The following is a 10,222-nucleotide window of genomic DNA, read 5'->3' as shown; positions in this document are numbered from 1 at the left end:
TTAATATTTCAGGGCCGTTTTCTGTAACAACCACTGTATGTTCGAAATGAGCAGCTGGTTTACCATCAATGGTAACTGCCGTCCAGTCATCACCCAACACACGAACTTTATAAGAACCTAATGTAATCATTGGTTCAATACACAATACCATACCTGGTTTCATCACAGGACCGTGGTCCGGATTACCATAGTTTGGAATTTGTGGATCTTCATGCATTTCACGGCCTAAACCATGACCAACGAAGTCGCGAACGACACCGTAACCATGTTTCTCACAATACGTTTGAACAGCGTGACCGATAGCACCGATATGGTTGCCAACTTTCACTTGTTCGATTCCCTTGAACAGACTTTCCTCTGTTACTTTTAACAATTTCATCACATCTGGTTTGACATGACCAATTGGAATTGTCACAGCCGAATCGCCGTGATATCCATCAATAGATGCTACAAGATCAATACTGAGGACATCACCGTTTTTAAGCTTACGCTTAGCGCTCGGAATACCATGAACAACTTCTTCATTGATAGAAGCACAGATTGTAGCAGGGAACCCATAGTACCCTTTACAACTTGGTATACCACCGTGGCTGCGAATATATTCTTCGGCAATTGTATCTAACTCAAGCGTCGTGATGCCAGGTTTAGCCTTTTCTACTAACAAGGACAACGTGTCTGCTGTAAGCTTACTTGCCTTGCGGATACATTCAATTTCATGGGACGATTTCAAAATAATCATAGATTATTTCTCCAAAGCCTTAATGATGTCAGCAAATACTGCGTCTACATCTTGTAAACCATTGATTTCTTGATACAAACCGCTATTGCGGTAGTAGTCAATTAAAGGTTTAGTAGATTCTTCGTACACAGCTAGACGTTTCTGTACTGTTTCAGGGTTATCATCAGCACGATTTTCTAGAACAGCTCGTTCGCTAATACGTTTAACTAATTCCTCGGAAGGAACATTTAAGTTAAGCACAGCGTCCAAAGAAATTCCTAATTCTTTAAGGATTGCATCCAAAGACACAGCTTGAGCTGTAGTTCTTGGGAATCCATCAAGAATAAATCCAGATTTGCAGTCATCTTTCACCAAGCGATCACGTACGATACCAACAGTTACACTGTCTGGTACCAATTGACCAGCATCGATGTATTTCTTAGCCTCAACTCCAAGAGGTGTTTCGTTCTTAATCGCAGCGCGGAACATATCACCTGTTGAAATTTGGGGAATACCGTATTTTTCAATAAGTCGAGCTGCCTGTGTGCCTTTACCAGCACCAGGAGGTCCCATTAATAAAATATACATTCTGTTTCCCTCCTATTTTACAAAGCCCTTATAGTGGCGTGTTACCATAAGTGACTCAATTTGTTGCATTGTATCAAGTGCTACACCTACAACGATCAAGAGAGCTGTACCACCAAAGTATACACCTTGCACGCCTGTAATCGTACCGAGGAAATTCGGTATGATAGCGACGATAGCTAAGAATACAGCACCAGCCAATGTAATCTTGGTCATCACGTTATCCACATAATCAGCAGTAGGTTTACCCGCACGAATACCAGGGATAAAACCACCGTATTTTTTCATATTATCTGCCATATCTGTAATGTTGATAGAGATTGCAGTATAGAAGTATGTAAAGATAAAAATCAATATTGCATACAATGCCGTTTGTAACGGCGTTCCCCATGTGAATAAATCTGCAATTTTATGAACGAAATCGTTTTCAATAAATTGCGCAATCGTTACAGGGAACATCAACACAGATGACGCAAAGATAATTGGAATTACACCTGCCTGATTGACTTTCAACGGCAAGAATGTAGAGTGACCACCGTACATTTTACGACCAACTACGCGTTTAGCATATTGAATCGGAATACGACGTTGGCCTTGCGTAACTGCTACTACAACAGCAATCATTGCAATTGCAATTACAGCAAATAAGAATGCTTGGAACATGTTAATTGTTCCAGTTTGTATATATTGGTAAATGGTTTGAAGACCATCTGGTAAACGAGCTACGATACCAGCAAAGATAATCAAGGAAATACCATTACCAATGCCATATGCTGTGATTTGTTCGCCAATCCACATCAATAAGCATGTGCCTGCTGTTAGGATAATAGCTACAACAAATACACTAAGGATATCATTATTTACGAGAGCGGAATTTGCACGTAGTGCAAACGCCATGCCAAAGGCTTGGACAAAACCTAAAACAACCGTACCATAACGAGTTACCTTCGCAATTTTTTTACGGCCCTCTTCACCATCTTTACTCCACGCTTCAAACTGTGGAACTACAGCTTGAAGTAGTTGCATGATGATGGAAGCATTAATGTAAGGTGTAATACTCATTGCAAAGATAGAGAACTTACTTAGCGCACCACCAGCAAACAAGTCTAATAGACCGAATAGGTTACCGGATGTAAACAAAGATTCAATTACAGATGCATCTACACCAGGTACAGGGATGTGAATGCCGGCTCTAAACACGGCAAACATCATCAATGTGTACAAAATCTTATTACGTAACTCGGTAATCTTAAAGATGTTTGAGAGGCTATCTAGCAAACTAGATCACCTCTACTTTTCCGCCTGCTGCTGTGATTTTTTCTTCAGCAGATTTAGTGAAGCCGTTAGCAATAACAGTTAGGTTTTTAGTTTCCAAAGAACCATTACCTAAGATGCGGATGCCATCGCGTACGTTTTTCAAAATACCAGCTTCAATAAGAGCTACTGGATCAACTGTTGCACCGTCTTCAAAACGGTTCAATTGTTCTACGTTAACTTCAGCATATTGTTTAGCAAAAACGTTGTTGAAACCACGTTTTGGTAAACGACGATAAAGAGGCATTTGGCCGCCTTCAAAACCGGAGCGAACGCCACCGCCAGAACGGGAGTTTTGACCTTTTTGACCACGACCAGATGTTTTACCCAAGCCAGAACCTAAACCACGGCCTACACGAGTACGAGTTTTTTTGGAACCAGCAGCTGGTTGTAATTCATGAAGTTTCATTCAGTGCACCTCCTTATCAGTATTAAACTTCTTCAACTTTTACTAAATGTCTAACTTTGTGAAGCATACCTTCGATTTGTGGTGTTACTTCTTTTACGACTTGAGAATTAGTTTTTTTCAAGCCCAAAGCTTTAACTGTCGCGCGTTGATCTTCAGGACGACCGATTAAGCTTCTTGTTAATGTTACTTTAACTTGTGCCATTTCTTGTCTCCTTATTACGCGTTATAAATTTCTTCAACGGTCTTACCACGAAGTTCTGCAACTTCGCTAGCGCGTTTTAAATCTTTCAAACCTTCGATTGTAGCGCGAACCATATTGTTAGGGTTAGAAGAACCCAAAGATTTAGTCAAGATGTTACGAACACCTACTAATTCCAATACGGCACGAACAGGGCCACCAGCGATAACGCCAGTACCTTCAGCAGCTGGTTTCAAGAATACGCGGCCTGCGCCGAATACGCCTGTTACGCTGTGAGGGATTGTACCATTTTTAATTGCTACGTTTACAATATTTTTCTTAGCATCATCAATACCTTTGCGAATTGCTTCTGGTACTTCCGCTGCTTTACCTAAGCCAACGCCTACATAACCGTTGCCATCACCAACAACTACAAGAGCGCTGAAGGAAAAACGACGACCGCCTTTAACTACTTTGGCTACGCGGTTGATGAATACTACTCTTTCTTTAAGATCAAGACTGGTGTAGTCAATTCTCGCCATGTCTATAGTTCCTCCTTCTTAGAATTTTAAGCCTGCTTCACGAGCACCTTCTGCAAGTGCTGCTACGCGACCATGATAAATGTAACCACCACGGTCAAACACTACAGTGTCAATACCTTTAGCGATAGCTTTTTTAGCAACTGCTTCACCAACAGCTTTAGCAGCAGCAATGTTACCACCATAGGATAAGTTTAAATCTTTATCTAAAGAGCTAGCAGCTACTAATGTTGTACCTGCTACGTCATCGATAACTTGAGCGTAAATGTTGCTCAAGCTGCGATATACGTTCAAACGTGGACAAGTTGCCGTACCAGAAATATGGCGGCGAATACGAAGATGACGTTTTGCTCGAGCGATGTTTCTACTAGATTTACGAGGCAAGATATTCACTCCTTTCATTCATATAGATGATATTACTATTTACCTTTTGCACCAGCTTTACCAGCTTTGCGACGAACAACTTCGCCTTCATAGCGGATACCTTTACCTTTGTAAGGTTCAGGTTTTCTCCATTTACGGATATCAGCTGCTACTGCGCCTACAACTTCTTTGTCTGCACCAGAAACAACGATTTTGTTAGGAGCTGGAACTTCAATTGTAATACCAGCTGGAGCTTCCATTTCTACTGGATGAGAGAAGCCAAGTGTAAGAGCTAATTTATTGCCTTGTTTAGCCGCTCTGTAACCAACACCGTTGATTTCAAGAGTTTTTGTGAATCCTTCAGATACGCCTGTTACCATATTAGCAACAAGAGCGCGAGTCAAACCGTGAAGGGAACGATGAGCTTTATTGTCGGAAGGACGAGCTACTGTAATTGTGTTACCTTCAACAGTGATATTCATATCTGGATGCAAATCGCGAGATAATTCACCTTTAGGACCTTTTACGTTCATATGATGGTTATCATATGTAACAGTAACGCCTGCAGGGATTTCGATAGGCATTCTACCGATACGTGACATTATTTCTACCTCCTATTGCTACTATTACCAAACGTATGCGATTACTTCGCCACCAAGACCTTCTTTACGAGCTTGTTTGTCGCTCATAACGCCTTTGGATGTAGAAATAACTGCGATACCCAAACCACCAAGTACACGAGGAAGTTCTTCCTTTTTCGCGTAAACACGTAAACCAGGTTTGGAAATACGTTTAATTCCTGTAATAACTTTTTCGTTATTGGAACCATATTTCAAAGTTACTTTTAAAGTGTTTTCTTCTTTTTCTACGTTCTTTACGAAACCTTCTTGTAAAAGGATGTCAAGAACAGCTGCTTTCATTCTAGATGCAGGAATGTTTACCGTTTCATGAAGTGCAGCATTTGCATTACGGATGCGCGTAAGCATATCCGCGATAGGATCGGTCATTACCATAATCTAAAAACCTCCTCTCGTCTAATATTACCAGCTGGCTTTTTTAACACCAGGAATTTGTCCTTTGTACGCCAATTCACGGAACGCAATACGGCTGATACCGAATTTGCGCATATAGCCGTGAGGACGACCAGTTAAGTTGCAACGGTTGTGTAAGCGTGTTGGGGATGCGTTTGCTGGTAATTTGGACAAGCCTTCATAATCACCTGCTGCTTTTAACGCTGCACGTTTAGCTGCATATTTTTCAACGATTTTAGCGCGTTTCTTTTCGCGTTCAATCATAGATTTTTTAGCCATCTATATGTTCCTCCTATTATTTTTCAAAAGGCATACCGAATTGAGTCAACAATTCACGAGCTTCTTCATCTGTTTTAGCAGTTGTTACTACGATGATATCCATACCAGTAACACGTTCTACTTGATCATATTCGATCTCAGGGAAGATGAGCTGTTCTTTAAGACCCAAAGCGTAGTTACCACGGCCATCAAATGCTGTTGCGCTGATACCGCGGAAGTCACGTACACGAGGTAATGCCGCATTGATCAATTTATCAAGGAATTCATACATGCGTTCGCCACGAAGAGTAACTTTTGTACCCAACGCCATGCCTTCACGAACTTTAAAGTTCGCAATAGATTTTTTAGCTTTTGTGATTACAGGTTTTTGACCAGCAATAATTGTTAAGTCATTAACTGCAGCTTCTAAAGCTTTTGCATTGCCTACAGCATCGCCAACGCCGATGTTGATAACGATTTTTTCCAATTTAGGAATTTCCATTACGTTGCCGTATTGGAATTTTTCTTGCATACTCTTTTTAATTTCAGAGTTGTATTGTTCAAATAAACGAGACATTTATGTAGCTCCTCCTTTCCTGATTATTTAAGTACTGTACCGGATTTAACAGTTGCACGAACGAATTTACCGTCTTTACCTTCAACTTTTTTGATACGAGTAGCTGTTTTAGTTTCTGGGTCAACGATCATTACGTTAGAAACATGGATACCAGCTTCTTTAGTAACGATGCCGCCTTGTGGGTTAGCTTGAGAAGGTTTTGTGTGACGTTTTACAGTGTTTACGCCTTCAACAAATACGCGTTCTTTTTTAGGTTCAGTAGCAATTACTGTACCTTGCTTACCTTTATCTTTACCGGAGATAACAACAACTGTATCGCCTTTTTTGATTTGTAGTTTAGCCATATGCTGCGTTCCTCCTTCTTATAATACTTCTGGAGCTAAGGAAACGATTTTCATGAAGTCTTTTTCACGAAGTTCTCTAGCTACAGGTCCGAAGATACGAGTACCACGAGGGGTTTTATCTTCTTTAATAACTACTGCTGCGTTTTCATCGAAACGGATATAGGAACCGTCTTGACGGCGGATACCTTTTTTAGAACGAACAATAACAGCTTTGACTACGTCGCCTTTCTTGACAACGCCACCGGGTGATGCATCTTTTACAGAAGCAACGATTACGTCACCGATATTGCCGAATTTGCGATAAGAACCGCCCATGACTTGGATGCACATAATACGTTTTGCACCAGTGTTGTCGGCAACATTCAAAATTGTTTGTTGCTGGATCATCGTCTATTCCTCCTTACATCACTCTTATTTTTGTCTTTCAAGAATTTCAACAACTCTCCAACATTTATCTTTAGAAAGTGGACGAGTTTCTACAATTTTAACTGTATCGCCAATTTGGCACTCATTATTTTCATCATGAGCTTTGAAGCGTTTAGTGCTAACCATTGGCTTGTTATATAATGCGTGAGGTACTTTACGTTCTACAGCAACAACAACAGTTTTATTCATTTTGTCGCTAACAACTTTACCTACGCGGACTTTACGTACGTTTCTTTCTTCTGCCACGATTTTAAGCCTCCTTTTCAACCTTTAACAAATCTGTTATTATGCGTTTTCAGATTTAAGTTCAACTTCACGTTGTACAGTTTTAATACGAGCGATTGTCTTCTTAACTTCACGAATGCGCATAGGATTTTCTAATTGACCTGTTGCAAGCTGAAAACGGAGGTTAAATAACTCTTCCTTAAGACCGGAAACTTTTTGTTCCATTTCGGCAGCGCTCATATTGCGAATGTCATTAACCTTCATTTACGTCACCACCCAATTCTTTACCCTTAACAACAAATTTGCATTTGATTGGAAGTTTATGGCTTGCAAGACGCATAGCTTCACGAGCTGTAGCTTCTGGCACACCGTCCATTTCAAACATTACACGACCTGGTTTAACCACTGCTACCCAGTATTCAGGAGAACCTTTACCGGAACCCATACGAGTACCAGCTGGTTTAGCTGTGATTGGTTTGTCAGGGAAAATTTTAATCCATACTTTACCACCACGTTTGATATAACGAGTCATAGCAATACGGGCAGCTTCGATTTGACGGTTAGTGATCCAAGATGGTTCGCATGCTACCAAGCCGAACTCACCATGAGACACTGTATTACCGCGCATAGCACGACCTTTCATACGGCCGCGGAATTGCTTACGATGTTTTACGCGCTTTGGAATAAGCATTACTTGCCACCTTCTTCCTTCTTAGCAGGTTGTTTTGCTTCTGGCAAAACTTCACCTTTGTAAATCCATACTTTAATGCCGATACAACCATAAGTTGTATGAGCTTCAGCAGTACCGTAGTCGATATTTGCACGAAGTGTGTGCAATGGAATGGAACCTTCACGGTAGGATTCGCTACGAGCGATTTCAGCGCCACCAAGACGACCGCTAACCATGATTTTGATACCTTTTGCACCTAAGCGCATTGTACGACCAACAGCTTGTTTCATTGCACGACGGAAACCGATACGGCGTTCCAATTGGCCAGCAATATTTTCTGCAACAAGAACTGCATCCATGTCTGCTTGTTTAATTTCTGCAATGTTTACGTCAACTTGTTTATCAGTGAAACGAGTCATTGCTTTTTTGATATCTTCGATACCAGCACCACCACGACCGATAACCATACCTGGTTTTGCAGTGTGGATAGTCAATTTAATACGTTTATTTGTACGCTCGATTTCAATGCGGGAAATACCAGCAATGAAAAGGGTTTCTTTCAAGAAGTTACGAATTTTTACGTCTTCATGAAGATTAGCAGCGAAATCTTTATCTGCATACCATTTTGCGTCCCAATCTTTTACGATACCGACACGCAAACCGTGTGGATTAACTTTTTGACCCACTCTGTTTCCCTCCTTCTTAAGCTCTTTCTTTAACTACTACTGTTACATGGCTAGTGCGTTTCAAAATTTTGAAAGCTTGACCACGGGAACGAGGATGAATGCGTTTTAATGTAGGGCCTTGATCAACAAAGATCTCGGATACGTAAAGATTGTCAACATTCATATCGAAATTATGTTCAGCGTTTGCGATTGCAGAACGCATAACTTTTTCTACTACATCAGCGCCAACTTTCGGAGTGAACTTCAAGATGGCAAATGCTTCGCCGATGTTTTTACCGCGCACTAAATCAGCAACGATACGGATTTTACGAGGCGCGATTCGGATATGTCTAGCGATTGCTTTTGCTTCCATTAATTATTCCTCCTATTTTTTGCCTGTAGATTTTTCGTCCTTACCGTGACCTTTGAAAGTACGTGTAGGAGCGAATTCACCTAATTTATGACCTACCATATCTTCTGTAATGAATACAGGTACATGTTTGCGACCATCATGCACAGCAATTGTGTGGCCTACAAAACTTGGGATAATAGTAGAGGCACGGGACCAGGTTTTTACAACTTTCTTTTCGTTAGTTTCGTTTAAAGCTTCAACTTTCTTAAGCAAATGATCTGCTACGAAAGGGCCTTTTTTAATAGATCTGGACACTATTTTATCTCCTTTCCTTTATCCTATTTTGTACGACGTTTAATGATTAAGCTGTTAGAAGCTTTTTTCTTGTCGCGAGTTTTAACACCATGTGCTGGTTTGCCCCAAGGTGTAACAGGATGTTTACGACCAACAGGAGATTTACCTTCACCACCACCATGTGGATGGTCACAAGGGTTCATTACAACACCACGGTTACCAGGACGAACGCCCATCCAACGATGACGACCAGCTTTACCAATTACTAGGTTGCTGTGTTCAGCGTTGCCTACAACACCTACAGTTGCACGGCATTCTTGACGTACGCGGCGCATTTCGCCAGATGGTAAACGAAGAATAGCATAGCCATTATCTTTACCCATCAATTGAGCGGATGTACCAGCGGAACGAACGATTTGACCGCCTTTACCGATTTTTAATTCGATGTTGTGGATTTGAGTACCGTCTGGGATATTAGCCAATGGTAAGCAGTTACCAGGTTTAATATCAGATTCAGGACCGGAGAATACAACGTCACCAACTTTTAAGCCGTTAGGAGCTAAAATATAACGTTTTTCACCATCAGCGTAGTTAAGCAAAGCGATACGAGAAGAACGGTTAGGATCATACTCGATTGTTGCTACTTTAGCTGGGATATTATCTTTAGTACGTTTGAAGTCAATGATACGGTATTGACGTTTATGACCGCCACCTTGGTGACGAACTGTCATTTTACCAGTATTATTACGACCACCTTTTTGGGAAATCTTAGCTAACAAAGATTTTTCTGGTTTGCTTGCTGTGATTTCGTCGAAGGCGGATACTGTCATAAACCGGCGACCAGCGGAGTACGGTTTAAATGATTTAATTGCCATTAGTGGGCCTCCTTACAACTAGACTCTTAGACACCTTCAAATAATGTAATGGATTCGCCAGCTTTTAAAGTTACGATAGCTTTTTTGTAATCGCTACGTTTACCTTGTGTACGACCCATGCGTTTAGTTTTGCCTAATACGCGAATAGTAGCTACTTTTTCTACTTTTACATTGAAGATTTTTTCAACAGCTTGACGGATTTGCACTTTATTTGCAGTCAAAGGCACGCGGAACGTGTATTTGTTTTCTTCCATAAGCTTTGTGGATTTTTCGGTAATAACCGGACGGATTAGTACATCATGTAATTGCATTATCCAAGTACCTCCTCAATTTTTGCGACAGCGCCTTTAGTAATGAAGAGCTTATCGTAATGAAGAAGATCGAAAATGTTCATACCTT

21 protein-coding genes and 1 pseudogene are annotated in these 10,222 nt (G+C 40.9%); all 22 read right to left on the bottom strand.

Annotation, left to right across the window (positions count from 1 at the left end; all coding sequences use genetic code 11):
* Positions 1-739, bottom strand: a 739-nt coding sequence (map, locus tag RWP19_RS09175; protein WP_314357410.1) for a type I methionyl aminopeptidase, incomplete at its 3' end; no start/stop codon positions are given.
* A 3-nt stretch (positions 740-742) separates the two neighbouring features.
* Positions 743-1,306 carry an adenylate kinase gene (locus RWP19_RS09170; RefSeq protein ID WP_004695145.1) on the bottom strand — a complete coding sequence of 188 codons (564 nt, stop codon included), beginning with the start codon at positions 1,304-1,306 and terminating at the stop codon, positions 743-745.
* Positions 1,307-1,318: 12 nt separating this feature from the next.
* The gene (secY, locus tag RWP19_RS09165) at positions 1,319-2,581 is read right to left on the bottom strand and encodes a preprotein translocase subunit SecY (RefSeq protein WP_005377189.1); all 1,263 of its coding nucleotides are present in this window, start codon (positions 2,579-2,581) and stop codon (positions 1,319-1,321) included.
* A 1-nt stretch (position 2,582) separates the two neighbouring features.
* The gene (rplO, locus tag RWP19_RS09160) at positions 2,583-3,026 is read right to left on the bottom strand and encodes a 50S ribosomal protein L15 (RefSeq protein WP_005381674.1); all 444 of its coding nucleotides are present in this window, start codon (positions 3,024-3,026) and stop codon (positions 2,583-2,585) included.
* 22 nt (positions 3,027-3,048) lie between these two features.
* Entirely contained in the window at positions 3,049-3,228 is a 180-nt protein-coding gene (gene rpmD, locus RWP19_RS09155; RefSeq protein WP_004695138.1) for a 50S ribosomal protein L30, read from the bottom strand.
* A 14-nt stretch (positions 3,229-3,242) separates the two neighbouring features.
* Positions 3,243-3,746, bottom strand: coding sequence for a 30S ribosomal protein S5 (gene rpsE, locus RWP19_RS09150; protein ID WP_004695136.1), 504 nt, complete (start codon positions 3,744-3,746; stop codon positions 3,243-3,245).
* Positions 3,747-3,764: 18 nt separating this feature from the next.
* Positions 3,765-4,145, bottom strand: a complete 381-nt coding sequence (gene rplR, locus RWP19_RS09145; RefSeq protein WP_005382771.1) for a 50S ribosomal protein L18 — start codon at positions 4,143-4,145, stop codon at positions 3,765-3,767.
* Positions 4,146-4,162: 17 nt separating this feature from the next.
* Positions 4,163-4,708: a 50S ribosomal protein L6 gene (rplF, locus tag RWP19_RS09140; RefSeq protein ID WP_039968986.1), complete on the bottom strand. Its 546-nt coding sequence runs from the start codon at positions 4,706-4,708 to the stop codon at positions 4,163-4,165.
* 24 nt (positions 4,709-4,732) lie between these two features.
* Positions 4,733-5,119: a 30S ribosomal protein S8 gene (gene rpsH, locus RWP19_RS09135; RefSeq protein ID WP_004695128.1), complete on the bottom strand. Its 387-nt coding sequence runs from the start codon at positions 5,117-5,119 to the stop codon at positions 4,733-4,735.
* A gap of 27 nt (positions 5,120-5,146) precedes the next feature.
* Entirely contained in the window at positions 5,147-5,416 is a 270-nt protein-coding gene (rpsN, locus tag RWP19_RS09130) for a 30S ribosomal protein S14 (protein WP_005377140.1), read from the bottom strand.
* A 16-nt stretch (positions 5,417-5,432) separates the two neighbouring features.
* A complete protein-coding gene (gene rplE, locus RWP19_RS09125; RefSeq protein ID WP_314357409.1) occupies positions 5,433-5,972 on the bottom strand; it encodes a 50S ribosomal protein L5 in 540 nt (179 codons plus the stop codon).
* 23 nt (positions 5,973-5,995) lie between these two features.
* Positions 5,996-6,316 (bottom strand): 50S ribosomal protein L24, encoded by a 321-nt coding sequence (gene rplX / locus RWP19_RS09120; protein WP_005385506.1) that lies wholly within the window; start codon positions 6,314-6,316, stop codon positions 5,996-5,998.
* An 18-nt stretch (positions 6,317-6,334) separates the two neighbouring features.
* Entirely contained in the window at positions 6,335-6,703 is a 369-nt protein-coding gene (gene rplN, locus RWP19_RS09115; protein ID WP_005376994.1) for a 50S ribosomal protein L14, read from the bottom strand.
* A gap of 24 nt (positions 6,704-6,727) precedes the next feature.
* Positions 6,728-6,988 carry a 30S ribosomal protein S17 gene (gene rpsQ, locus RWP19_RS09110; RefSeq protein WP_005385504.1) on the bottom strand — a complete coding sequence of 87 codons (261 nt, stop codon included), beginning with the start codon at positions 6,986-6,988 and terminating at the stop codon, positions 6,728-6,730.
* A 39-nt stretch (positions 6,989-7,027) separates the two neighbouring features.
* Positions 7,028-7,231: a 50S ribosomal protein L29 gene (gene rpmC, locus RWP19_RS09105; protein ID WP_004695115.1), complete on the bottom strand. Its 204-nt coding sequence runs from the start codon at positions 7,229-7,231 to the stop codon at positions 7,028-7,030.
* A complete protein-coding gene (gene rplP, locus RWP19_RS09100; protein ID WP_004695114.1) occupies positions 7,221-7,658 on the bottom strand; it encodes a 50S ribosomal protein L16 in 438 nt (145 codons plus the stop codon). The genes rpmC and rplP overlap by 11 nt, the downstream gene beginning before the upstream one ends.
* On the bottom strand, positions 7,658-8,323 hold the full coding sequence (gene rpsC, locus RWP19_RS09095; protein ID WP_302411916.1) for a 30S ribosomal protein S3: 666 nt from the start codon (positions 8,321-8,323) through the stop codon (positions 7,658-7,660). Before rpsC ends, rplP begins: the two co-directional genes overlap by 1 nt.
* 16 nt (positions 8,324-8,339) lie before the next feature.
* The gene (gene rplV / locus RWP19_RS09090; protein WP_004695112.1) at positions 8,340-8,675 is read right to left on the bottom strand and encodes a 50S ribosomal protein L22; all 336 of its coding nucleotides are present in this window, start codon (positions 8,673-8,675) and stop codon (positions 8,340-8,342) included.
* 12 nt (positions 8,676-8,687) lie between these two features.
* A complete protein-coding gene (rpsS, locus tag RWP19_RS09085) occupies positions 8,688-8,969 on the bottom strand; it encodes a 30S ribosomal protein S19 (protein ID WP_060923779.1) in 282 nt (93 codons plus the stop codon).
* A 23-nt stretch (positions 8,970-8,992) separates the two neighbouring features.
* Positions 8,993-9,823, bottom strand: coding sequence for a 50S ribosomal protein L2 (gene rplB / locus RWP19_RS09080; protein ID WP_005377128.1), 831 nt, complete (start codon positions 9,821-9,823; stop codon positions 8,993-8,995).
* A 26-nt stretch (positions 9,824-9,849) separates the two neighbouring features.
* Positions 9,850-10,134 (bottom strand): 50S ribosomal protein L23, encoded by a 285-nt coding sequence (gene rplW, locus RWP19_RS09075; RefSeq protein ID WP_005376990.1) that lies wholly within the window; start codon positions 10,132-10,134, stop codon positions 9,850-9,852.
* Positions 10,134-10,222 (bottom strand): annotated as a pseudogene (locus tag RWP19_RS09070) (50S ribosomal protein L4); the annotation flags it as partial. The gene rplW and the pseudogene RWP19_RS09070, both read right to left, overlap by 1 nt.

The organism is uncultured Veillonella sp., assembly GCF_963522475.1.
GTDB lineage: Bacteria > Bacillota > Negativicutes > Veillonellales > Veillonellaceae > Veillonella.
The sequence above is the reverse complement of the archived record's forward strand: the minus strand, read 5'-3'. Positions and strand labels throughout refer to the sequence as shown.